This is a genomic window from Desulfomonilia bacterium (assembly GCA_036567785.1).
GTDB lineage: Bacteria > Desulfobacterota > Desulfomonilia > UBA1062 > UBA1062 > DATCTV01.
Window position 1 is genome coordinate 76,619 of the sequence record DATCTV010000060.1, and the last position, 24,700, is coordinate 101,318.

Here is a 24,700-nt window from a genome sequence, read left to right on the forward strand (position 1 = left end):
TCAATAATGCCGGCATGGGAATTAATGAAATAAAGATATCACCAAAATACAGAGAAAACGTTTGGAAGCACTATTCCTGTTATGATATAAACCCTTATGCAAATTCAAAGACATATACCGGAGGATTTATTATGCTGAAAAAAGGGAGCCTTGCTGTAATCGTAGCTGCAATAATGTTTGCTGCCATTTCATCCATTGCATATGCAGCGCCAAAAGCTGCGATTGACGAATACGTGTTCAATGCCGGAGATATACCTCAGGGAAAAGCCATAATTCATGATTTCATTATTAAGAATACAGGAGACATGCCGCTTGAAATAAAAGTCAAACCCTGTTGAGGGGTCAAAATCAACGCCCCGGTGGGGCCGATAGAACCAGGAACCATAGGAAAAATACACGTGGAAATAAATACAACTCATATAAGGGATTCATATAAAAAAGAGATCAATGTCACGACAAACGACCCCAATAAAGGGGCTTTCATACTGACTGTAAATGCGACTGTAAGGGAGACGCTGTCGATAACCCCTCCATATATTAATTTAGGAAGTGTATCTGTAAACTCAAAAATCAATCAGCCCATAAAAGTCGAAAACAAGGGAAAGAGTACCGTGAAAATAACGGCTATAAGTGTTAAGTCTGCTGCCAATCTGAGCATAACCCCTGATAAGAATATTATAATCAAGCCCGGCAAAACAAAAGACCTCATGTTAAAGCTTGATTCAGGAAACAGTCCCAGTACCATTGAAGGAACCATATCTATCAAAACCAATATTCCCAGTCTTCCTGAAAAAATCATACCGGTAAGAGCGGAGGTTCTTGCCAGATAGGAGAAGATTACATTTTGGCCTCCATACAGGTATCATGAAAGAACGATTCGGAAGAAACATCCTTACCGTAGGTGGCCTTACAGGTATCAGCCGTATACTTGGATATATACGCGATATGGTGACAGCGTGGCTTCTGGGTGCCACAGGGCTGGCTGACGCCTTTTTCATCGCCTACAGGATACCAAATCTTCTCAGACGCATTATGGGAGAAGGTGCGATAACCATTGCAGTTGTTCCTGTTTTCAATGAAGTCAAGGAAAAAGAGGGCCTTGAAAAGGCATTCAAGATGGCTGAGAGCGTTTTCACTCTCATGTTCATAAGCCTTGTCATTATCACCATCATTGGTGAGCTTATTGCCCCCGGGCTTGTTGCCCTTCTTGCTTTTGGAAAAATCAACACTGGCGATTTTCAGGTTGCCGTTCATCTTACTCGAATAATGTTTCCGTTTATTCTGCTTATCGGAATAGTTTCTCTCTTCATGGGAATTCTCAATTCGGTAGGACACTTTGCAGCACCTGCCGGGGCCCCGATCCTGCTCAATATCTTCATGATCGGAATACCCGTAATATTTTATGTCTGGTATCCATTCTTTTCATCTCCTGCGGATGCCCTTGCATGGGGGGTGATAGCCGGAGGGGTTGCTCAAATCCTTCTCCAACTGCCTCAACTGAAGAGATACAAGGTGCCAATAAGATTCAATGCCGATTTCAGGGATAAAAACATTCGGCAGGTGACAAGACTTATGGGTATTGCGGCAATCGGTGCATCAATTTATCAGATAAATGTTCTTGTAGGAACACAGCTTGCATCATTTCTTAAAACCGGCAGTATCTCGTTTCTGTATTACGCTCAAAGACTCCTTGAACTCCCGCTTGGAATTTTCGCATTTGCCGTTGGTAATGTAATGCTTCCTGCAATGAGTTCGGCATCCGCTCGCATGGACAACACTGAGCTTTCATCCCTGATATCGCGCTCCATTGTAATGGTTCTCGTATTCACCGTGCCGTCTTCTGTTGCATTGGTTATACTGGCGGAACCAGTTACCGCCGTTCTTTTCATGAGGGGTGCATTTACTATCGCTGATGCAAAAGAAACCGCCTATGCATTGCAGATGTATTCAATATCCCTATGGGCAATAGGTTATGTACGTATCCTTAATCAGGCCCTGTATTCGATGCAGGAAGCAAAGACCGTCGTGAACATAGGATGGATGGCCCTGGTTGTAAATGTAGCCATGAGTCTCTTATTGATGTTCTTCATGAGACATGCAGGAATTGCCCTTGCAAGCAGTATCTCTGTATTCTTCCAGCTTATAATTTTCCACTTTATCCTGACAAGAAAGCAAATTAAATTCAGCATGTCGTTATACAGAGACTGCCTGAAGATAATTACGGCATCATTCATTATGGGAATAGTGCTTTATCTGTTCATTTTACATAATTTCTGGCAGCACGGTTTGAACACGAACAGCCTAATAATGCTTTCAGCATGCATTATTGCCGGAACCGTCGCATATTTTGCAGTGCTTTATATTTCAGGAATAAGACCGGCAAAATTTTTCTCACAGAGAAGAGTCCATTAGGATGAGAAATATATTGCCTTAAAAGAAGATAAAAAATTGCATTATTTATAATTTACTGGCAAGATATTAACAATGTTTAGAGTATTAATTAATTTCTAATTTTAATATAATCAAATAGTTGCAATCTACTGAATATATGGCATCATGTTTGCTAACTTGTTTTACAGGAGTTTTACAGTGCCGGTATTTGAAAAGATAAATATTTTTAAATGTTTTTATATAAATAATTGAGGTTGCAAACCCATGAGCAAGGAAGCTTTATTAAACGATTCCATTATTGAAAATGTTGAGGAGTTTACACCGGCTTTTATAAGGGAGAACGCACATGCAATACCTCATATTTTTAAAATATCCCTGTTTGAAGGTCTGGAAGTACGAAGAGATAAAATTCCCGATATCATTTTATATGTTATTGAACAAATTACATCTTTCGATTCCGCACTGATTTATGTATGGGAACCCTGGGACATGTGGTTCTGCAGGGGAATTCAGGGGAATATTCCCAAATCTCTCGACAAGGGTAATATATTTACTCATGTGGTAAAAAAATCCGGCAGGCATCTCCTTATCAAAGACATCAAGGAAACAAAGCTTGAACAGGATGACATGCCCTTTTCTTTTTCATCAATGATGGCACTGCCTATATACCTTGATTCCAACACGGTTGGATGCCTCGAACTCTACAGAAAGGGTGGAGATCCCTTTAACGCAACCGAACTGGCACTTATCAAACAGGTTCTCCTTTTAAGTGAAAGGACAATAAAGCACGCTCTGGGCAACAGAAACAGATTAGGAGACCATATTGACGCAAAGATGGATATAAAGCCTAAAGATGTCCTCTTTGAAATACTGCATCAGTACGAAGAACAAGCCAGAAGGCTCTCTTATCCCCTGAGCCTTGCCCTCGTGATGATGAACGAGTCAGATAAGAACGGGAACAGCAAAGATGTATTTGAAGGGATTCTATCCCTTAGAAAGATAGCGAGAAAACTGAAAGAATCCCTCAGATGCTATGACAACATAATCAGATATGAAGATATGAGTTTCTTCGTTATATTGCCCGGATGCACGTCAGAGCAGGCAAAAAAAGCCATCAACAACGCGACAAAAAGCCTGGAAGAGAACCTTTTATCTTCAATCCATATTGGAATTGCATCAATGCCTGATGAAGCTCAGGATATAAAAGGCCTTATCAGCGCAGCGCATCAATCGATCACTTATGCCAGGAAAAACAGCCTTAAATGTGCAAACTACCTCCAGGCAGGCAATTTACGTACATGCAATCTCTCTTCCGAACTGTCAATAAAGAAGGTCCTGAGCCTGGCACCGGGCCCGGAAACATTCGACCAGTTCATAGATATCCTGAAATTGCAGTGTCAGGCGGAAGAGATACAGTTAAGAAGCACCCCTCCCGGTGATCTGCTTGTATGGGGCAATGCCGATCTGGGTTTCTTCAAACATAAAGGCTTACCCGAAGAGATATACAAATGGCTTATTACCTATCTTTCCCCTTCATGGGCATACATAAAAGGCCTTTCAACTGATGTTCAGGACTGGAGCCAGTCCGTTTTGAGCGTGTTTTCAATCATGTCTGATATGAGGGCGGGATATCCGATCGGATACTCATTAAAAGTTGCTGATCACATGTTTACGCTAGCCTCTTCTCTGGGAATGAGAGAGGAAGATGCTACGCGCTGGGCAAATTCCGCGCTTACGGCAAACATTGGCTATCTTGGTATGCCGTCTTCCACTCTTACAAAAGATGAATTGAGCACACATGACAAGAAGAAGATATCATGTCACCCGATTATCTCTGCAAATATGCTTAAGGATGCATGCGTTCTGAATTGTGACGAGGATATATTGATACACCATCACGAAAATATCGACGGATCCGGATATCCCAGGGGATTGAAAGGATCTGAAATACCCATCGGGGCAAGGGCTTTAAGGATTGCGGATACGTATAACGCTATGATGTCACCGAGACTTTACAGGACGCAAAAGATGCAGGATGAGGCAATCCGTGAGCTTTATATGATGTCCGGAACCAAACTCGATCCGTCAATGACTCCGGCGTTTATAGACGTTATCGGTTCTTAAGCCACCTGTGATGCGTTATGCCGTACTTCTGTATCTTGTAGTGCATTACCCTCTTGCTTATTCCAAGAGCCTTTGCGGCATCTTTCTGGACCCAGTCATATTTTTTCAAGGCATCCAGAACCATCTCTTTTTCATTGATTGCGAGACTTGACATCGACAGGTTTTGAGTTTGAGCCTCAGTGGTTCTCAACCCCGGATTTATTGTTATATCCCCGGCCTTAATGTACTCACCTTCTGAAAGAAGAACAGCTCTCTCCATGCAGTTGCGTATTTCGCGTACATTCCCAGGCCATTCATAATGCAGAAGAAGCTCCATTGCCTTCTCGTCAATTTCCCTGATCGGTTTGCTGAACTCCTGGGAATATTTGTGCATGAAATATCTGACAAGAGGGATTATATCCTCTCTTCTTTCTCTGATAGGAGGGATGTGGATATTAACCACATTAATTCGATAGAACAGGTCTTCTCTGAATTTTCCTTCACGGACAAGAGTGAAAAGATCCCTGTTGGTTGCCGCAATAACCCTTACATCCACCTTGATTGTCTTTGTACCGCCTACCCTTTCAAATTCGCGTTCTTCAAGAACGCGTAGTATCTTGGCCTGCAGTGAAAGGTCCATATCCCCTATCTCATCAAGGAATATGCTCCCCATATTCGCCTGCTCAACCCTTCCGACACGCATCTTCACCGCACCTGTAAACGAGCCTTTTTCATGGCCGAAGAGTTCGCTTTCCAGGAGATTGAGCGGCAGCGCCGCACAGTTCACCTGAACAAAGTTATTCCTGGCCCTGTAGGAATTATGGTGGATTGCACCGGCAATAAGCCCTTTGCCCACACCGGTCTCTCCTGAAATTAGGAGCGTCGAATCGGCATTTGCAAGCTTCTCGACCATCGAAAGAATTCTTTTGAATGACTTGCTTTCGCATATAATGTTGGATGTGCGGTATATAAGATCTTCCTGAGTATGCCTCAGATAATCAATCTCATTTTTCATGCGTTTTATTGAAAGAGCGCCTTCAATCTTCTGGTTTATCTCATGAAACCCAAACGGTTTCTGGATGAAATCCTGCGCACCGTTTTTCATGGCAAGGACAGCCATGTCAACAGATGCATACCCTGTCATCACCAGCACTATAGTGGTCGGGCTTACAGCTTTGATCTGTTTGAGAAGTTCGAGACCGTCCATTCCGGGAAGCTTGATGTCAGTAAGCATGATATCATAGATGTACTTGTTGATTCTCGGAAGCGCAGCTTCCGCATCAGAAGTCAGTTCGACATCATGCCCCTGGGATTTGAATTCCTGAAACAGCATCTGTCCAAGATTGATATCGTCTTCTACAATCAGTATGTGTGCCATTATCTTACAAATCGTATTTTGAAAGAAAAAACTTTACTTTTATTATATACTGCTTCCCTCAAAGAAATTAATTAAGACAAAAGGAGGAAATATATGAGTGAAAATCTTGTATACCTGAGCAGCGCCTGGGCGGAAGAAGTACTAAAGCGGCTGCAGGCTGCATTGCCGCCTGAAAAAATGAACAATGTTTCCACATCGATGTCAAACATTTATAAAAATTGCCCCGGCGGCGGAGAAAAATACCTTTACATCCAGTGCGACAATGGCGCAGTAACAAAGGTCGAAACAGGAACCGGCGAGCCCCCTAAGGCGGAATTTACGATCACCGGTGAATATGAAACCTTTGCAAAAATCTCCAGGGCGGAACTCGGCAGCCAGCGTGCACTTATGACAGGAAAGCTCAAGCTCAAGGGCAACATGGCCAGAGCGCTCAAGCTGGCCTCTCTCGCAGACCGGATGAACAAGATAATATCCGGCGTACCTGCAGTCTATTAGGAGGACGCCATGCCCAGGATTCTTGACCCCAAAGACCCGTTTTATATCAACAACCCCGCACGAGTAAAAGAGATTCAGGCCGAAATGGCAAAGGCTGGAATCGACGTCTATATCGGCTCCAGGATAAGAACCATAAGCTGGGTGATAGATGCATTCTGCCCATGGCGCAGTTATCTTATCATCCCTGCACAGGGAGACCCTACTCTATTCACATTCGTAATCGACGCAGTCAGGCTTGGAGACGAAACATGGCTTGACGAAGACCATGTCAGGGCATACGCCCCTATGGGCGGCATGGATCAAATATCGGCAATCAGCGATTTCGTAAAAGACGATCTGGGTCTGACAAAGGGCCGTATCGGCTATGAAGACGGCATGGCGACCTATACGGCTGAAGGCCACCTCAGCCACTATGAATACACCATGCTGAGTCAGGCGCTCGACGGCTTCGAGTTTGTCAATGCCATAGAGATAATTGACAGCCTTTCCATAATCAAGGACATCGGCACGATCAACCGTTTCCGTGAAGCATCACGCATCGTCGACGAAGGCCATAAGGCTGCCAGAGCTGCTCTGGAAAACGGCGGCTGGAAGGGTATGACCGAAACTGTTATAGCCGGCATCGCGGCATTGGCCATGAGGAAGAACGGCAGCGTATCCGAATGGAACTTTGCAGGACTTAATGAAATATCCAGCGGGTACAGGACCGGGCTCGGAGCATGCACACCGCCTACCACAAGGGAATTCAAGGCAGGCGAACCGCTGATGCTGGATTTTCATGCCATGTTCAAACTGGCATTGGGAGATCACTCCCACAATTACCTGATAGGCCCAGCGACACCCAGACAGAGGTGGCATGCCGACAACTTCACCGGCCTGGTAAGCCTGGTCCTTGACAACTACAAGGCGGGCGTCACCCCTTCAAAGCTTGCCGAGCTTATGATGCAGTTTGCTGAAGACCGCGGCTGCGCCGATTTTGTCGTGCCCGGATGCGAACACGGGATAGGTCTCTTCGGTGATGAATGGAGAATAGGCGCAAAAAATGACGGGCCTATCCCGTTCTGGACAAATCCCGACCATGTCTATCAGGAAAACGAACTCCTCATCTGTGCCATGCAGTACGCGGCTCCATCCGAAGGAATCGGGTTCAGATATGAGAATCCCATCCTTATCCTGAAGGACGGCTGCGAATACATGTCGAAGTATCCATTGGCGATTGAGGAGATCAATTGATGACATCACGTGAACGCCTCATTGCAACTGTTGCATTCGAGCCCCTGGACAGACCTTTCAGGATGGAAACAACGGGGTTCTGGAATGAGACGCTGGATAAATGGCATTCTGAAGGTCTGCCGCCTGAAATAAATGACGAAATGACTGCTTATATGTATTCAGGATTTGACCTTCAGCTTCCGATTATCATGGGCGTTCACTTGAATCCAGGTTTTGATCCACTGTTTGATGAAGAAGTAATAAGCATGGACGGCGAACACATCATCAAACGGGACAGCTCGGGTTCCATAATCAAAGAACATACCGACCATTCAAGCGCCATCCCGACATGGCTTGAGTCTCCGGTAAAAAACAGGAAGGACTGGGAAGACATCAAATGGCGCCTCAATCCCGATTCACCTGGAAGGCTTTCCGAGGCCGAGATACTGCTCGGCCTTGAAGGCACTGCCGACTGGCCCCTCACCGTTTATATTCCGGGACTTTTCGGCACACACAGACACCTCATGGGCTTCACAAACCTGATGATAGCCTACCGCAGACAGCCGGACCTGATTCACGATATCGCACGCCACTGGGTTGATTTGTGGAAGAAAGTAATCCTGAAGATTGCCGAAAAGCGCAGGCCTGACCTTGTAAGCCTCTGGGAAGACATGTGCTACAAGAACGGTCCCATAATTTCTCCGAAGCTTTTCGATACCTTCATGGCGCCTTATTACAAAGAGCTGCTTACTTATCTCAAGAATGAACTGGAAATACCTATCATAGGCGTCGATACGGACGGAGACATGAAGCTTCTTATAAAGCCTTTCGTGGATGCCGGGGTCAACATGATATGGCCGTTCGAAGTAAATGCGGGCATGGATATACTGAACATCAGGAAAGAATGGCCGAAAGAATTCGCCATATGGGGCGGAATCGATAAGCTTGAATTAGCAAAAGGAAAGGATGCGATATACGCAGAGGTAATGAGGGTTGTGCCTGAAATGCTTAAAAAGGGCGGCTATATACCGGGCCTTGACCACAACGTACCGCCTGATGTGAGCTTTGAGGACTGGAATTACTATGTAGGCCTCGTCAGGGAACTGGGAGAATCACTGGCGGGCAGTTAAACAATGTCTTTCCAGAAGGAGAGGACATCCTCTTCTTCCCTTTCCCTTGTGTAAGTCAACCTGATATGATCCGATGCCTTTTTTCCCATATCGATTATTCTTGCAGGCTCACGGTTATTGATTGCAAGAACCTCCTCGACTGTTCCGGCAAATGTGAGCAGATCACCCATTTCCACAGGAAAGCAGAATTCCGGCTTGAAATATTCCCTGCCTCCCATGCCATGATAACCTATTACTATACAGCCGCAGCTCATGGCTTCTGCAGGAGGCAATGAAAATCCTTCAGGATAGCCGAAGCTCAAGAAAATGAGCGATTCCTTCATTATAGCAGCTGTTTCAGCCTCTGTTCTGCCTTCTATGGGAACAATTTCAAAATCACCGAGCCTGTCCGCAGCTTTCAGGATGGATATCACTTGAAGCGCGTGTTCGGAATTTTTTCTTGGCATGAAGCATATCTGTCTTTTTTTTGTTTCGCAGTAGCTGAATATTTCCCTGTTTATATAATTATGCATCCTGCTGACACTCAACTGAGGAAATGCATATTTGAGATATTCACGGTTATCATCTGAAACTACCATTACGCCCCTAAGGTCCTTTGCAAAATAGATCGACTTCCTTATATCCGTATTGAAATCATGGCCGCCGAATGTGTTGTATGTGTTCTGATTGAATATGACCTTTGCCGCCGGGGTTTCATATACTTTTCTGAAATACTTCGATGCCTTGGGCCTTGATAAAGGATTGACATAGAGCATTGAATAGTTTTCGGGTATTACCAGAAAATCACTTGTTCCGAGCTTGACCTTGCCGATGTAGGACACCTTTGTATCGTTTTCAAACCAGGTGCACCTGAATCGGTTATGACGGTGAAGGATTGAAGCTGGAAGTCCGGATTTGTTGAGTATGTCAACATGCCTGTACATCACCCTGACCCCTCCGACAGGTGTCTTATAATCAGGGCAAAGATAGTATATTATTCCCATTTAATTGACATCTCCAGTTATGGTCTTCAATATCCGAGGGGCATTCGTCTTCAGTGTATACCCCTTCTCAAGGGTTGACCGGCCATTATATCCCATCGTCTTTCTGAGTCCGGGATCCTGTATAAGCCTTGATAATCCATCGATCCAGCCATTTTTATCCATAGCCCAATAACCGTTTTCGTCCGGGACCACGACATCCCTGTTCACACCGACAGGTGTGCAGACAACAGGAATGCCGACACCGAAATACTGTAGAATCTTGAGGCCGCACTTGCCATGTGACCACAGGTCATCCTTGAGCGGCATAATGCCTATGTCACAGTCCTTGAGTTCAGCCACTTCCGTCTCCGATGACCATTTGACCTTTCTTACAGGCATCACGCGGCAGTCGAAGAAGACATCGCAGATTATCTTGAGCTCGACTTTGCCGGGATGTCTTTCAGCCACTTCATCCAGAATATCTTTAATCGACTCAAGATAATGAATGCTGCCGTGATCGCCTATCCAGCCAATAGTAACAATATCCCTGGACCTTCCGTAATCCTTCATGCTGTACCTCTCAGCCGGAATCGAAGTCGGGATAACAACCACATTCGGATTATAAGGAAGCGACTGCTCCTTAAGAAAACTGTTTCCTGCAATGATGGTGTCACTTACCCTGGCCATCTTTTCAAACCTGTGAGCTCTTGTTCGCGAATACGGGCTGCCTGCCAGGGAGTTTTTATACATGACGGCATCATCAAGATCGTAGATAATCCTTTTTGCATTCCTCCTGAACAGTTCGAGAAAGGGGAAATGAAAGCGTTTTCGCTGGACAAAAATACAGTCATAGCCGTTGAGTTTCATATACAAATCGGCATATTCCTTTATCGTTCGCGGAAACTCCATGACATACGTAAAAACCCCGTTTTCTCTAAGATAGGGCAGGTACTGCAAGATCCTGTACCTGCTCGCAGCAATCTCTTTCCCCTGTATCAGGGCAAGCATTTTCATTTTCGCTTCCCCTTTTCGGCTATAACTTTCTCTATCTTCTCAAAGACCGTGTATGAATCGTCAAATGAGGTGTTTTCCACATGCGGCATCCCACCTGAAATCATTTTATCAATGGCGTGTTCCAGTGCATCAACATCGGCTGCCGGAATAATATATCCGTTCTTCCCGCTTTCAATGAACATGGATGCACCATTTGCCGATGTCGTGATGACAGGTGTCCCCGATGCAAGCGATTCGAGCACAACGAGCGAGCATGCATCATAATAGGTCGGATGCGCAAGGCAGTCGCATGCGGGGTAGATATAATCAAGTCCGGCGCTTTTTCCCGCAAAAACAATCATCCTGCCAAACTTTCCGGCAAGCGACATGGATCCGGCATCAGGTTCGCCTACAACAAGAAGCCTGACATTGGTCTTTTTTATTTTTTTTAGCGCTTCGAGAAGAATCCTGAATCCCTTCAGGATAAAGTTATTCGCAACAAAGAGGAACACGAAATCGTTTTCACCAAGACCGTAGAATTTTCTTATATCACTGCGCCCCTCAATCTTAGCCGGTGAGTATTTCCTTGTATCTATGCCATTGGGGATGAGAAAAATTTCTGGAGGATTCTTGCCGCAGAATTCCCTGATATCATTCTCCACCATCCTTGATATTGCCAGGACAACAGGCCTCTCGACCTTGAGAGTCCACCATTCAAAGGCTCGCTGAAAGGCATCCTTGAAGCTCAACCTTTTTATGATCCTTATCAGTGACCTCATATTTTCAGAATACCTGATAATGTCCCTTTCAGACCATGCGGCATGCAGCCCGCCATGGGGCTGATAAATATCCATATGAAATGTATTTCCCACCCCGTAATGAACCCAGCCTTTCATTTTCCTGGCTTTAAAGAAATGCATTAAGGCAAAACTCAGATGTCTGAGCGACTGGGGAAATTTTATGACACGGACCTTATGAATGGCTATACCCGGACAATCAGTACCGGAAGACTTCATGCATATGACAGCAACCTCATGGCCTCTGTCTGCAAGAAAATGCGCCAGATCCCAGCAGTAGCGCTCTGCGCCGCCTGTTTTTGGATCGAATTTTTCTATGGCAAGACAGACTTTCATGATCATCGCCATTTGTTAATGGCTTCGCACACCCTTTCGACCTGAGCATCAGCAAGCTCCGGATACATGGGCAGGCTCAAGATCCCCTTATAAAGCCTTTCAGTATTGGCAAGACCGGTGCAGCCCCTTACCCTTCCCAGATATGCAGGCTGCTGATGTATGGCAAGCGGATAATGGATTGCAGTCCCTATTCCTTCGTTCATCAGATATTCACGAAGCTTATCCCTTTCTTCACACTCTACTACATAAAGGTGCATTGCATGGGTCGTATTCTGGATATCCGCCGGGGCCTTAATGCTGCTCCCTGATATTGCAGAATTATAGCTTGATGCAATCTGTCTGCGTCTTTCATTGGCTTTCTCCAGATGGCCGAGCTTCACACGAAGGATGGCCGCCTGTATTTCATCAAGTCTAGAGTTAACGCCGGAAAACGAGCTCACATACCTTTCCTTCCAGCCGTATTCCCTGAGCCACTTTACGTTATCAGCTATTCCGCAATCATTTGTGATGACAGCGCCCCCGTCACCGAGCGCGCCTAGGTTTTTTGTCGGGTAAAAACTGAATGCGGCCGCATGACCGAAGGTGCCTGCTTTTTTATCCCCGATGATTGCACCGTGCGCCTGTGCACAGTCCTCAATAACCTTGAGGCCGTGCCTTTCAGCAATTCCCATTATGGCTGACATATCGCATGGCTGGCCGTATATGTGTACAGGGACGATGGCCATTGTCTTTGGTGATATAAGTGCTTCAATAAGACCCGGATCAATGCATCGGCTTGTATTATCAATATCAGCAAAAACCGGGACAAGACCTGCCTGCTCAATCGCAGCGACGGTCGCAACGGCGGAGTGTGAAACCGTTATAACCTCATCACCGGTCTTAAGGCCGGCGGCTTTCAGTGCAAGCATCAATGCATCAGTACCGCTTGCAACGCCTATACAATTATCTGCACCGATGAATGAAGCAAACTCTTTCTCAAATGAATCAACTTCGCTCCCGAGAATATACCAGCCGCTATCGACGACCCTTGCTACGGCATCGAGAATTTCTTTTTGGAGAACTTCAGATTGCGCCTTCGGGTTTACAACCGGTATGATTTCTTTTCCCTGCATGATTTTTACCGGTAATATGAGAAATACTCTTTAAAATAATTAATGGATATCTGAAGGCCCTGCTCAATACCTGTGGCAGGTTTCCAGCCCAGTTCGTTTTCAATTTTTTTACAGTCGGAATAGTAGTCGCCTATATCAATAATTTTCCGCTCTTTGGGAAACGGCACTATTTCACTTGTGCCCGAACCATTGATATCGATTATCATTGCAGCTAATTCGCTTAAGGTAATCCTGCCTTCTCCTCCGAGATTATAGACCTTGCCGTCAGCCTTTTCATCTGCACCTGCAAAGAGGAATGCATCCACTGCATCTTCGGAAAAAGTAAAGTCCCTTACCTGCAGACCATCGCCGAAAATAAGCAGAGGTTTGCCCTCAATTATGTTTTTTATCCAGATGCCGAGAAATGTCTGTCTGGCATCTTTTATCCTCATCCTCGGGCCGTATGTATTTGTGAGCCTCAATACGCACGAACGGATATTGTAAACATTGTTATAAACGATATGATACCATTCGCCTGCAACCTTGTTGATGCCATTAACGTCAACAGGGCAGACCGGATGGTCCTCGTCCGCGGGCAGGTATTGAGGTTTACCGTATATCTGGCGGGTACTGGCAAACACGATTTTAATGTCTGGATTATTGTGCCTGCATGCCTCCAATATGAACAACTGGGCACGGGCGTTTATCTCCAGGTCGGCATAAGGATTCTGCATGGAATCGACATGGCTGGTCTGACCGGCAAGATTGAACAGGTAATCCTGGCCTTTTACCAGAAATCTCATCGAATGCTCATCGCGCACATCCGAGAAATTGACTTTTACCCTGTCCTTGACAGGTTCTATATTAAAAAGGTTTCCGCCGTATTCAGGAATGAGGCTGTCTATAAGCGTTACATTGGCACCGAGAGAGACAAGCCTGATCGCAAGGTTTGAGCCTATAAAGCCCAGACCTCCCGTTATCAAAACATGTTTGCCTCTATAAACAGTTTCGAGATCAACCATTTCTTTTAAGTCCTTTTTCCAGCTCCCAGAGTTTTGCATATTTGACAAACACATAATACATGGTGGAAACAGCTATAACAAGCCCGGGCATTCCGTCCAGAAAACCCTTTTTAAAAACATATTCCTTTATAAACCTGAAAGGTGGCCTAAATAGCAGATCGATAAACCTGAAGCGCTTTCCTTCAGCAAACTTGTCCTTCGCTTCGGTTTCAGAATAACGGTTTATCGTGGTAATCTGATCCGCGATGTCTCTGTAATTATAGTGCTCATAAAAAGATGATTTGAGTTCGCCCACCCTGCCTCTTACTTTTACGTTTGCATGCAGCCCCCCCTCGAATCCTCCTCTGTCCTTTCTGAACAGCCTTATTTCATAATCAGGCACCCATCCGCCGTGCATTATCCAGCGGCCCAGGTAAAAGGTACGTCGATGGGCGATGTAGCCGTCGTATATGCCCTTATCACTCTCAAGGCGCTCAAGCATCTCGGATGCGAGTGCAGGTGGAATAACTTCATCGGCGTCAATGAACACAACCCATTCATTTCTGGCCTTGCTGATACAATAATTGTACTGGTCCCTGAAGCCAGGCCACTTCCTCTGCTCGAAATTATCGGTATATCCCTTAACAATCTCCGGGGTGGAATCCGTGCTGAAGGAATCGACGACAATTATCTCATCCGCCCAGGTCTTTACGCTTTCAAGTGCCCCGGCAACTGTGCGTTCATTATCGAACGTGATCATGCAGACGCTTATCTTCACAAAATCTCCTTGAGCACATCATCAGGCGTGATGCTTTTAAGGCATTCATACGTGCCAAATCTGCAGGTTCGTGCCATACACGGCGCGCATTCAAGCCTTTTCGTTATGAATGAGGCCTTCCTGCCGAGCGGCGCAGTCCGTACCGGACTGGTCGAGCCAAATATTCCTATCGTCCTTGTCCCGCTCGCAGCTGCCAGGTGCATCGGCCCCGAGTCATTGGCAACAACTGCATCACACTTCTCCATCAAGGCAACACTTTCAAGCAGGCTCGTCATCCCTGCGATGTTCAATGCGCCTTCTCCGATTGAAGCTTGAATGGCGTTGTTTGCATCCCTGTCCTGCGCACCGCCGAAAAGGAGGATTGACCCGCCTGTTTTTGAAATATACATCTTTCCAAGCTCTGCAAAACTTTCCCTGGGCCATACTTTTGCAGGCCCATAGGCTGCCGAGCAGAAAATTCCAAGCACGGGCCTTTTCGTCTGTCCGATAATCTCTGAAGCCTTAAGCCTTTCTGCATCTGATATAAAAATTTCGGGCAGAACTTCCGTAATCCGTTTGCCAGCTATCGCTTCAAGCATTTCCAGATAAAACTTCGCCTGGTGCCCGGAATATTCTTCAATTTTTCCATAAACGGGGTGCGTAAAAAGCACTGACCTGCCGCTGCATGCACGGCCGTATCTTATCGGGATACCGGAAAGAAACAGAAAAAACGCTGAACTGAACGAGTGCGGCAGGCATATCGCCATGTTGAAATTTTTGTCCCTGATCTTTCTATATACCGCCTTCCATCCGGTAATTCTGGTTTTCTCATTGACCGTGATTACATTTCTCACACAGGGGTTATATCTATAGAGCTCTGCAAGATGGGGCCTTGTCAGCACATGAATTTCCGCATCGGGCCAGGCGTTTCCCAGACCGCATATAAATGGCATGCTCATTACGGCATCCCCGATCCAGTTTACACCCCTGATAAGAATCTTATCCATTTTCAGTCTTATATTAACAAATTACGGATAGCGCAACCCCGGAGCATTTCTTCAGCCATCTATTTGCTTATTGTTAATCTTGACATTTAACTCTAACAGTTTAATCTCAATTTTATGATATACGGCTGGAAAGAAATTTATCAATCAAGGCTTTCTGATGCTGTAACAGCACTAAAACGCATCAGGAAAGGATCCAGAATATTCATAGGCTCAGCCTGCGGAGAGCCGCAGTTGCTGGTGAAAACCCTCATAGATCTTGCACCTCATATGTATGACACCGAGGTGTACCATTTTCTCGATCTGGGGAATTCTGAATATGCGGAAGACAAATATTCCGAACACTTCCGCCATAATGCCCTTTTCATAGGCCAGAGCACAAGAAAGGCGGTTGAAGAAGGCAGGGCCGACTACACTCCGGTGTTCCTCTCCGAAATCCCGAAACTGATGCAGCGAAGGAAGATGAGGATAGATGTCGCCCTGATTCAGGTCTCTCCTCCTGATAAAAGCGGCTATGTAAGTCTGGGTATATCTGTCGATATAACCAAGACAGCTGCCGAGACAGCAAGATATGTCGTTGCTGAAGTAAATCCAAACATGCCGAGAACCCATGGAGACTCATACCTGCATGTCAACGATATAGATGCCTTTGTCGAAAATGACCAGCCCCTCATAGAGTTTCATTCTGAATCACCCACAGAGATAATTGAAAAGATCGGAAGCATAATTGCCGACCTTATTGAAAATGAATCCTGTATTCAGACCGGCATCGGCAAGATACCGAACTCGGTTCTGCCTTATCTTATGAACAAGAAAGACCTCGGAGTTCATACCGAAGTTTTTACAGACAGCCTGATAGATTTAATCGAGGCGGGAGTCGTAAACAACAGGAAGAAGAATATCAACACCGGCAAGATTGTTTCGGCATTCTGCATGGGCAGCCGCAAGCTGTATGACTATGTCGATGACAATCCGCTTTTCGAGTTCAGGCCATGCTCTTATGTAAACAGTTCCAGCATAATAAAGCAGAATGACAGGTGCACTGCCATAAACTCCGCACTGACCGTGGACATTACCGGCCAGATATGCTCTGACTCCCTGGGATTCAGGTTCTACAGCGGTATCGGAGGCCAGTCCGACTTCGTGCGTGGAGCTCGAATGGCCAACCGCGGCAGATCAATAATGACACTGCCGTCAACAACGGATGACGGTGAGAAATCCAGAATAGTCCCGTTCCTGGATCCGGGAAGCGGTGTCGTGATAACAAGGGCTTCAGTAAATTATGTCGTAACCGAATACGGCTATGCTTACATACACGGGAAGACTATACGGGAAAGGGCGCTTGCATTAATAAGCATCGCCCACCCAAAATTCAGAGACTGGCTGCTCGATTGCGCCAAGGAACAGGGTTATATCTACAAGGATCAGATTCTGCCGGCGGCAATATATCCGAGAGAATATGAGTCCTGGTGGAAAGACAAGAAAGGCAACGAAATATTCTTCAGACCGACGAGACCCACCGATGAAAGGGCTATTCAGGACCTTGTATATTCACTCCCGGAACAGGATGTCTATACGCGATTCTTCCAGAACCTCAGAAATTTCCCTCACAAGCTTGCCATGCCGATGGCAGCCATAGATTATACCGACAAGATGGCTATAGTGGGAGTAATGGGCAATGAGGCTCCTGACAGGCAGGAACAGATAATCGCCCTTGGCCATTACGTTCGCGACCCGGTTACCAACAATGCAGAAGTCGCCTTCACCATACATCATGATTATCAGAACATGGGCATAGGCACATTTCTGTTGAATCATTTGTGCATGATAGCGGTAGACAGGAATATACGAGGTTTCACGGCTGACGTTCTGGCCCGGAATACTCCGATGATGAAAGTGTTTTCAAAAACCGGTTATCCTCTGAAGGTCAAACTTGAATACGGGGTTTATGAACTGGAAATTCCTTTTGAAGAAGGGAAAAAAGAGAATGCAGGCAGTTAAGCCTGCTTCTCTTTCCCAAGAAATCCTATAAGCATCTCGAGAAGGTCTGAAACGGTAATGATACCTGCGAGTCTGTTTTCTTCAACCACCGGAAGACCGCCTATTTTTTCCTTATGCATTATGACGGCTGCATCCAGTATATCCGAATCGGGATTTACGGTTATTGGATTAGGCGTCATACATGCTTCGACTTTTATCTCGTTCTGCAGGTATTCATCATACATGGCTTCATGAAATACGAATGGAGAATTCAATGCCTTCCTTATATCGAGGTCGGTAATTATACCTACGAGATTTCCGTCTTTTACTACTGGCAGGCGTCTGAAACGCTTTTCTTCCATGATCTTTATTGCTGATCCGACAGAAGCTTCAGGTGCAATGATAACGGCAGCGGTCTTCATCATTTCAGAAACCTTCAAAAATCACCTCTCATGTTATAATTGTTTATCAAAACTTATGATTAAGCCATCCTCCTCTTTTACAGGATCAAAAGAGAGTTATCGCCATCGCCATATGCATGAGGTATATAGCCGTCGGCCTCCCAGTCGTTCTCCCACCTAGTATTGTCGATAAGATAGCGGAACTGGTAGGTCTTGCCGGATTCAAGGTAGAGGCTGATGGAAAATGAACCGTCTTTCTGTTTCTTCATGAAATCCACGTCCGTAATCCAATCATTGAAATCACCAGCAATTGCAACCTTTCTTGCATTTCCAACGGCTTCTTTAGGTATGGAAAACGTAACTTTGAACAACTGTTTTGACTTCACATATTGTTTTTTCAATGCCATTACGCGCCCCTCCTTTTCCTGGCAGTATTTCCCTACATGAACCCGTTATCCCCATAACATAACATATATTATATTTCGGTTAAGTTCTTTTGCAAGTTTCCTGCTTTTATTACTTAATGACTTTCTATTCCTCCAGCCTGGCGGAAATAATTATCACGGGCTCCACAGGAACATCGCTGTGAAATCCCTTGTTGCCCGTCTTTACGGCCGCAATTTTATCAACAACATCCATTCCTTCAACCACCTTTGCAAAAACCGCATAACCGAAATCACGTACACCGTGATCAAGAAACTTGTTGTCATTGACATTGATAAAGAATTGAGATGTTGCACTGTCAATTGCAGAAGTTCTTGCCATGGAGAGTGTGCCTCGCTCGTTTTTAAGCCCGTTCTTCGCTTCATTCTTTATGGGCTTCTTTGTAGCCTTGTCCATCATATCAGGCGTCATGCCACCGCCCTGTATCATAAATCCAGGGATAACACGGTGGAATATCGTCCCGTCGAAAAAGCCGTCCTTTATATAAGATATAAAATTTTCTGTCGTTATCGGGGCCTCGTCCTTGAACAGCTCTATCTTGATATCTCCCAGGGTTGTTGAAAGAGTTACCATATTCACCTCACATTGTTTGATTTTTTTGTTTTTAAAACATCTTGCTTGTTTAAACAAATATATAATATGAATAGAGCATGGAACAGTTCAAGCTTGAAGATATCACATTCCCTCTCCTGATGAAGGATATAATTGAAGATAAATTCTCTGGAATATTATTTCTGTCTCTCGAACAGTGGAGAAAGGGAATCATATTCAAGGAAGGAAGGCTCTGTGCCATACAGTCAAACCGCCCCGAAGAGCTCCTTGGTAATATTCTTGTTGAAAAAAACTTTATCACTCAGGAACAAAATGACATTTCACTGGAAAAGGCACGGATTGAAAGAATCAAACATGGAGCTGCACTCATACTGCTTGGTTTCCTGAACCAGATACAGCTTACTGAAGCACTTATAATTCAGATAGAAAAACGTTTCCTGGACATTTTTGAATGGCAGACAGGATCGGTTCAGGAGGTCCCCAAAACTATAAATAAGAATCCTGAACTTACAGTGGATGAGCTGAACTATCTTTTAAGAAAGGGTATTACCGAAAAATTCAATCCCTCCATGGCGATAACGGCACTTATGCCTTATGCAGCCGTCAAACCGAAGCCGCTGAAAGAAGAAATGCCTAAAGGGATTTCAATAGACATTGAAAGCCTGGAGAAAATGACTGTTTCGGAAATTATATTAAAAAACCCCCAGACAGCCATTGATCTGTTCGCACTTTACTGCAGTGGATTGATAACATTCGAAGAAAGCAAGCACAAGGCGTTGATTGACAAGCTGCGCAGCAAACTGAAAGAAATAAATAAAAAGACGCCTTTCGAACTGCTGGGTATAGATTCCGATGCATCTGATGATACTCTTAAAAAGGCCTATATAAGACTTGTCAAAGACAACCATCCCGATTCCTATGCATACGCGGCTGATATTGAAGTCAAAGACCTGGCAAATGAGATATTCACGGATATCCAGAAAGCTTACAATGAAATTTTAAAGGAGCGCCAGGGCAAGCCTAAAGTTGATCAGTGGGTGAACGACCAGCTTCAGGCTGAATTGATTTATCAGCAGGCCCTGGACGAACTGAAGAATAAAAATTATGAAAAGGCCCTGGATCTCCTGAAATTATGCGTAAAAATGGCACCAGACGAGAAGGCCTACAATGAGTCATACATTAATGCCATGTTCATGAAACTGCAGGCAACAAACGGTCCTACTATTGAAATAAAGAATGCGATAAGAGACTCTATTAAACGTTTTCCTCAAACTGATTTCTATTATCTCATCCTTGGATGGGTGCTCAAGAAAGAAGGCTCCATCAAGGCTGTCGATGCCTTCAGGGCTGCACTAAGGATTAATCCTAAAAATGTCGATGCAAGCCGCGAACTCAGATTGTATCGCATGAGGGGTAAGGTCTAGCCGGACTGCCGCATGAATCGCATAGGATTTATTTTAAAGCTCAAGCCGGATAAAATAAATGAATATAAAGAGCATCACAGAAGAGTCTGGCCTGAAATGCTCGAGGCTCTCAAAAAAACCGGATGGCACAACTATTCGCTGTTTCTGAAGGATGATGGAACTATATTCGGATATTTTGAAACACCCGGAACACTCGATGATGCAATCAAAGGCATGTCAAAGGAGGAAATAAACTCAAGATGGCAGGCGTTTATGGCACCGTATTTTGAGAATCTTGATGGTTTGCAACCTGATAAGGGCATGCTCGAACTTGAAGAAATCTTCCACCTGGACTAGACCAGCTTACCTCTTCGATAGAAAATTCTTCTCGTACTCGCCTGTCTTATCAAGCCATTTTAACCCGGCAGGAACATCGTTAATGGTACACCAGTAATCCCATACGCTCCCCAAAGGCAAGGTCTTGCAAGCTTCCATAAGTGCAAGTCTTCCCAGACCGTTTCCTTCCAGTTCATATTCCCTTATTTTATCGAGCGGTTCGAGCAGAGCAAACAGGACAGCCATTAGGGTAGCACGCGCGCCAGCCACCCATGCACCTATCCTGTTTATGGATGCATCGAAATAATCAAGCGCCAGGTATGTCCTTTCAAGTGCCCCCGCCCTTGCTGTTTCAAGCATCAGTTCCTTCACTCCGTCATCAAAGACGGCAACATGATCGGAATCCCATCTCAGACCGCGGCTTATGTGCAGAAGCAGCCGCTGCTGAAACATAAGAATGGAGGATATCTTGTCCGCAACGGATTCGGTCGGATGGAAATGTCCCATATCCAGGCACAGGAGTACATCGTCATTGTTTCTTAAATTATGATCGGATACCCATTGCATGTAGAATTCATGTGAACCGGCGACAAAGGCCTCTGATCCAATGCCGAAGAGTTTGCTCTCGACGCTGTCCATGAGGCATGTCCTGTCATGACGAACTGAATATATTTCCGATAATGACTCTTTGAGCTTCTCCCTTCTTTTAAAACGAAGTGCAGTACTATCCTTGCAGCCGTCAGGTATCCACAGATTGTGCATGCATGGTCTGCCTAAGGTTTTTCCGAAATGCTCACCTATCTCACGGCATCTTTTTACATGCTCCACCCAGAAGTTCCTCTTATCATCCTCCAGCGAACACAAAGTCCACCCGTCCGATGACCTTACATGTCCGAAGCATGTGGCGTTGAAATCAAGCCCCAGTCCGTGCTCTTTTGCCCAGTCCACCCAATGAATATACTGTGAGTAAACCAGTGTATCCCTGTCTCCTGTGTATTTTGAGAAATCACCGTAGATTGCATGCAGGTTGAGTCTGTGTTTACCCGGGATAAGCGAAAGTGCAATTTTTAAATCCGCCTGTAGTTCCTCAACATTTCCAGCCCTTCCTGGGTAATTTCCCGTTACGGCAAGCCCGCCTCCCGGCTCGGAAACGGGCATTTCAAATCCCCTGACGTCATCTCCCTGCCAGCAGTGTATTGATAATGAAATACTATCAAGTTTTTTAAGGGCTTCAGATACGCTGACGCCATGCTCGGCGTATTTCTCGACTGCAATCTCGTATGCCTTCATAATCAATGCTTCATTCATCGATTGGGCTCCGTTCAATGATTGTTTTATATCCCTTATATGCCGTTTCCCATTCATCCCTGTTATCTGATGCATTATATTTTTCTGTTTCGAATGAAAGGGAAACTATTTCCCGGAGTTCATCAATTGAGCTTATTCCGCCCAGAGCAGACGCCTGCATGAGAAGGTTTCCTATTGCAGTCGCTTCCATAGGCCCGGCAATAACTTGAATGCCTGTTGCATCTGCTGTAAACTGGTTCAAAAGGGTATTTCTGCTCCCACCGCCTATTATGTGAATCCTGTTAATATCAGAATCATAAAGATCACGAAGCTGTTCGAGAACGAGCCTGTACTTAAGTGCAAGACCCTCGAGTATTGATCTTGTAACCTCTCCCCTTGTCTGCGGGACAGGCTGGTGTGTTTTCCTGCAATAATTCACAATAGCCACGGGCATATCGGCAGGGGTTCTGAATCCTCTGTAATCAGGATCAATAAATGCGGAAAAGCCCCTTGCCGATTCCGCTTCCCTGATCAGTTCATCATAAGAAGGAGTTGACCCTTTTAATCCCCATACCCTCCTGCATTCCTGAAGAAGCCACATGCCTGAAATATTCTTAAGAACCCTCCAACGGCCCTGTACTCCTCCCTCATTGGTAAAATTTGACATGAAAGATTCATCATTTATCACCGGATGGTCTGTCTCGACACCCATAAGCGACCATGTGCCTGAACTGATATATGACCAATCCCGCCCACATGACGGAACCGCAGCAACTGCCGAGGCGGTATCATGCGAGGCAACAGCAATGACCGGAACTTCTCTCATGCCGGTCTCTTTCGAAATTTCGGATGATAGATTTCCAAGAATTGACCCCGGTTTTACTATTTCCTGAAACAGAGATGGCTTTATTCCGAGCGCCGAAACAAGGACCATGTCCCAATCCATCAATGTCGGATTGAAAACTTGAGATGTGGTGGCAACAGTGAATTCCGTCTTTTTGATTCCGCATAAGAAAAAATTCAATATGTCCGGGATGAATAAAACAGCATTGGCAATATCAAGTATCGGAGATTTGTCTCTAAACATGGATTCTAGCTGGAAAAGTGAATTAAAATCCATGAATTGAATGCCAGTTCTTTTATATAGTTCCTCTTTGGTGATCTTTTTGAAAAAGGAATCCGCAGCACCTTCAGTACGTTTGTCCCGATAGGAAAACGGCAGACCAATAAGCTGTCCGTTCAGGTCAATCAGTCCGAAATCGACCCCCCATGTGTCAATGCCGATTGAATCAGGAACTGTTTTTCTGGCACACAGATGCAGGGCCTTTTTGATTTCTTCAAAAATCCTGTAAATATTCCAGTGCAGCCGGCCATTTACATTAAGCACGCCGGTTGGAAAACGATGAATTTCTTCGATATTCAGTTTTTTCTCTTCGAGCCTTCCAAGTATGGCCCTTCCGCTGTCTGCTCCCAGATCTATTGCAAGATGAACTGACATGATAACATTGTCCTTAACATGACAGATTGAAAGCATGTTTCAGTTCTGCGAGTTCGGTTTCGGACAGGCCTTCAGGCGTCTCTCCGGCATTAAGGCAGGCAAGCAGCACCTGTGCACCTTTATTCAATATGTCAATTGTATCGAACCCGCTTACCGGACTATCCGAAACCGCCAGACAGCCATGCTTCTGCCAGATGACAATCCTGAAACCCTTCATGATCTTTTCAAGTGTTGATTCGGCAAGCTTTTCGGATCCCGGAAGGGCATAGTCCACGAGTCCGGCACCTTTCGGTATCACGACCTTAACCTCCGGCAGCATGCCATGAAGCATTGAATTAAATACGTCTTCACTCCAGAACCTCTTCATATGCGAGAGCGCCACCAGCTCTGCAGGATGTGTATGAATAACCACTTTGTAATTCGAATTAATTTTCCTGAAATGATCATGAAGCAGCAGGTGCGTCGCCAGTTCCGAAGTGGGCCTTATATTCTTATTGAATCTGCACTCATCGATGATGGAGTATGTTGAACCATCCTGAGATATCTGTATCAAACACATCCCGCTCTCAGGGTCTTTGGAAATATCCCTGAACCTGCAACCTGATCCGGTTATTAATAATCTCCTTCCTTTAAGGTTGGCATATCCTTCAGTACGCAGTGCTATATTCAAATCATGATTGTTTTTCTCGTCTAAAGGCATACTGATATCAGTCACATCAATAGAAAGATTCCCTGCATTTGCCTCTGCCCAGCCTTTATGCCAGAGCATTGCTGCTACATCTTTTACCTGATGGACAATTGCTTCCAGGGACTTATTTATACTTTTGTGATTTTTCATACCATCTCCTGTTTTTGTTTCAGGCATTAATGATTATCCGATAATGTCTTATTCAGCTGTTTTTTCAGGTATTGCTTCTGTTTTATTTTCATTACATAAGTTGCTGCCGGCCAGTTCGAGCGCCTCGATTATAAGCCTGTTGCGTTCCTGCCAGACGGTATTCTTATCGTAGATTACAATTATTTTATCATCCAGACGGCATACCCCGCCTCTGCGGTTTATTTTGTCCTCAATGATAAAAAGCCCTGCCGTCTGAGCTTCATCGAGGAGTTTTTTATTCAGTTCTTTATAGTATTTCTCGCTATGCATGA

At 45.1% G+C, this 24,700-nt stretch carries 25 protein-coding genes; 10 read left to right on the plus strand and 15 right to left on the minus strand.

Features of this window, described 5'->3' with window-relative positions; all coding sequences use genetic code 11:
• Nucleotides 1-131 precede the first annotated feature (131 nt).
• The 4 genes from VIS94_15190 to VIS94_15205 all read left to right on the plus strand — a co-directional run bounded on the left by VIS94_15190 (nucleotide 132) and on the right by VIS94_15205 (nucleotide 4,515).
• A complete protein-coding gene (locus VIS94_15190; GenBank protein ID HEY9162421.1) occupies nucleotides 132-338 on the plus strand; it encodes a hypothetical protein in 207 nt (68 codons plus the stop codon).
• A gap of 60 nt (nucleotides 339-398) precedes the next feature.
• Nucleotides 399-830, plus strand: a complete 432-nt coding sequence (locus tag VIS94_15195; GenBank protein HEY9162422.1) for a hypothetical protein — start codon at nucleotides 399-401, stop codon at nucleotides 828-830.
• 34 nt (nucleotides 831-864) lie between these two features.
• Nucleotides 865-2,412, plus strand: a complete 1,548-nt coding sequence (gene murJ, locus VIS94_15200) for a murein biosynthesis integral membrane protein MurJ (GenBank protein HEY9162423.1) — start codon at nucleotides 865-867, stop codon at nucleotides 2,410-2,412.
• Between the two features lie 243 nt (nucleotides 2,413-2,655).
• Nucleotides 2,656-4,515: an HD domain-containing phosphohydrolase gene (locus tag VIS94_15205; protein HEY9162424.1), complete on the plus strand. Its 1,860-nt coding sequence runs from the start codon at nucleotides 2,656-2,658 to the stop codon at nucleotides 4,513-4,515.
• Here VIS94_15205 and VIS94_15210 read toward each other — a convergent pair.
• Nucleotides 4,502-5,872 (minus strand): sigma-54 dependent transcriptional regulator, encoded by a 1,371-nt coding sequence (locus VIS94_15210; protein ID HEY9162425.1) that lies wholly within the window; start codon nucleotides 5,870-5,872, stop codon nucleotides 4,502-4,504. The two genes, VIS94_15205 and VIS94_15210, sit on opposite strands and share 14 nt — an antisense overlap.
• Before the next feature lie 93 nt (nucleotides 5,873-5,965).
• Between VIS94_15210 and VIS94_15215 the strand changes: the two genes are divergently transcribed.
• From VIS94_15215 to VIS94_15225, 3 genes are read left to right on the plus strand one after another with little or no spacing between them, the layout of a single operon-like run.
• Nucleotides 5,966-6,367 carry an SCP2 sterol-binding domain-containing protein gene (locus tag VIS94_15215; protein ID HEY9162426.1) on the plus strand — a complete coding sequence of 134 codons (402 nt, stop codon included), beginning with the start codon at nucleotides 5,966-5,968 and terminating at the stop codon, nucleotides 6,365-6,367.
• Between the two features lie 9 nt (nucleotides 6,368-6,376).
• Nucleotides 6,377-7,600 (plus strand): M24 family metallopeptidase, encoded by a 1,224-nt coding sequence (locus VIS94_15220; GenBank protein HEY9162427.1) that lies wholly within the window; start codon nucleotides 6,377-6,379, stop codon nucleotides 7,598-7,600.
• Nucleotides 7,600-8,709, plus strand: a complete 1,110-nt coding sequence (locus VIS94_15225; GenBank protein HEY9162428.1) for a uroporphyrinogen decarboxylase family protein — start codon at nucleotides 7,600-7,602, stop codon at nucleotides 8,707-8,709. The genes VIS94_15220 and VIS94_15225 overlap by 1 nt, the downstream gene beginning before the upstream one ends.
• Here VIS94_15225 and VIS94_15230 read toward each other — a convergent pair.
• From VIS94_15230 to waaF, 7 genes are read right to left on the minus strand one after another with little or no spacing between them, the layout of a single operon-like run.
• Nucleotides 8,706-9,692 (minus strand): glycosyltransferase, encoded by a 987-nt coding sequence (locus VIS94_15230; GenBank protein HEY9162429.1) that lies wholly within the window; start codon nucleotides 9,690-9,692, stop codon nucleotides 8,706-8,708. The two genes, VIS94_15225 and VIS94_15230, sit on opposite strands and share 4 nt — an antisense overlap.
• Nucleotides 9,693-10,685, minus strand: a complete 993-nt coding sequence (locus VIS94_15235) for a glycosyltransferase family 4 protein (GenBank protein ID HEY9162430.1) — start codon at nucleotides 10,683-10,685, stop codon at nucleotides 9,693-9,695.
• Entirely contained in the window at nucleotides 10,682-11,797 is a 1,116-nt protein-coding gene (locus VIS94_15240) for a glycosyltransferase family 4 protein (protein HEY9162431.1), read from the minus strand. Before VIS94_15240 ends, VIS94_15235 begins: the two co-directional genes overlap by 4 nt.
• A 2-nt stretch (nucleotides 11,798-11,799) precedes the next feature.
• Nucleotides 11,800-12,909 carry a DegT/DnrJ/EryC1/StrS family aminotransferase gene (locus VIS94_15245; protein ID HEY9162432.1) on the minus strand — a complete coding sequence of 370 codons (1,110 nt, stop codon included), beginning with the start codon at nucleotides 12,907-12,909 and terminating at the stop codon, nucleotides 11,800-11,802.
• 5 nt (nucleotides 12,910-12,914) lie between these two features.
• Nucleotides 12,915-13,910 (minus strand): NAD-dependent epimerase/dehydratase family protein, encoded by a 996-nt coding sequence (locus VIS94_15250; protein ID HEY9162433.1) that lies wholly within the window; start codon nucleotides 13,908-13,910, stop codon nucleotides 12,915-12,917.
• Nucleotides 13,903-14,667, minus strand: a complete 765-nt coding sequence (locus tag VIS94_15255; GenBank protein HEY9162434.1) for a glycosyltransferase family 2 protein — start codon at nucleotides 14,665-14,667, stop codon at nucleotides 13,903-13,905. Before VIS94_15255 ends, VIS94_15250 begins: the two co-directional genes overlap by 8 nt.
• Entirely contained in the window at nucleotides 14,664-15,653 is a 990-nt protein-coding gene (gene waaF / locus VIS94_15260; protein HEY9162435.1) for a lipopolysaccharide heptosyltransferase II, read from the minus strand. Before waaF ends, VIS94_15255 begins: the two co-directional genes overlap by 4 nt.
• Before the next feature lie 114 nt (nucleotides 15,654-15,767).
• On the opposite strand from waaF, the gene VIS94_15265 reads away from it, so the two are divergent.
• Complete coding sequence (locus tag VIS94_15265; protein ID HEY9162436.1) at nucleotides 15,768-17,651, plus strand: GNAT family N-acetyltransferase; 1,884 nt, start codon at nucleotides 15,768-15,770, stop codon at nucleotides 17,649-17,651.
• Here VIS94_15265 and VIS94_15270 read toward each other — a convergent pair.
• The 3 genes from VIS94_15270 to VIS94_15280 form a co-directional block, all read right to left on the minus strand.
• Entirely contained in the window at nucleotides 17,648-18,070 is a 423-nt protein-coding gene (locus VIS94_15270; GenBank protein ID HEY9162437.1) for a CBS domain-containing protein, read from the minus strand. The two genes, VIS94_15265 and VIS94_15270, sit on opposite strands and share 4 nt — an antisense overlap.
• A 59-nt stretch (nucleotides 18,071-18,129) precedes the next feature.
• A complete protein-coding gene (locus VIS94_15275) occupies nucleotides 18,130-18,438 on the minus strand; it encodes an isoamylase early set domain-containing protein (protein HEY9162438.1) in 309 nt (102 codons plus the stop codon).
• A gap of 124 nt (nucleotides 18,439-18,562) precedes the next feature.
• Entirely contained in the window at nucleotides 18,563-19,048 is a 486-nt protein-coding gene (locus VIS94_15280) for a peptidylprolyl isomerase (GenBank protein HEY9162439.1), read from the minus strand.
• Between the two features lie 77 nt (nucleotides 19,049-19,125).
• On the opposite strand from VIS94_15280, the gene VIS94_15285 reads away from it, so the two are divergent.
• Entirely contained in the window at nucleotides 19,126-20,451 is a 1,326-nt protein-coding gene (locus VIS94_15285; protein HEY9162440.1) for a DUF4388 domain-containing protein, read from the plus strand.
• Between the two features lie 12 nt (nucleotides 20,452-20,463).
• Nucleotides 20,464-20,787, plus strand: coding sequence for an L-rhamnose mutarotase (locus VIS94_15290; protein ID HEY9162441.1), 324 nt, complete (start codon nucleotides 20,464-20,466; stop codon nucleotides 20,785-20,787).
• A gap of 6 nt (nucleotides 20,788-20,793) precedes the next feature.
• On the opposite strand, the gene VIS94_15295 is transcribed toward VIS94_15290, so the two are convergent.
• Genes VIS94_15295 through VIS94_15310 form a run of 4 tightly spaced genes read right to left on the minus strand, consistent with a single transcriptional unit; the run spans nucleotide 20,794 to nucleotide 24,698 of the window.
• The gene (locus VIS94_15295; GenBank protein ID HEY9162442.1) at nucleotides 20,794-22,074 is read right to left on the minus strand and encodes an L-rhamnose isomerase; all 1,281 of its coding nucleotides are present in this window, start codon (nucleotides 22,072-22,074) and stop codon (nucleotides 20,794-20,796) included.
• The gene (locus VIS94_15300; GenBank protein ID HEY9162443.1) at nucleotides 22,067-23,551 is read right to left on the minus strand and encodes a rhamnulokinase family protein; all 1,485 of its coding nucleotides are present in this window, start codon (nucleotides 23,549-23,551) and stop codon (nucleotides 22,067-22,069) included. The genes VIS94_15295 and VIS94_15300 overlap by 8 nt, the downstream gene beginning before the upstream one ends.
• Before the next feature lie 13 nt (nucleotides 23,552-23,564).
• On the minus strand, nucleotides 23,565-24,389 hold the full coding sequence (gene rhaD, locus VIS94_15305) for a rhamnulose-1-phosphate aldolase (GenBank protein HEY9162444.1): 825 nt from the start codon (nucleotides 24,387-24,389) through the stop codon (nucleotides 23,565-23,567).
• A gap of 48 nt (nucleotides 24,390-24,437) precedes the next feature.
• On the minus strand, nucleotides 24,438-24,698 hold the full coding sequence (locus VIS94_15310) for a hypothetical protein (GenBank protein ID HEY9162445.1): 261 nt from the start codon (nucleotides 24,696-24,698) through the stop codon (nucleotides 24,438-24,440).
• Nucleotides 24,699-24,700 lie beyond the last annotated feature (2 nt).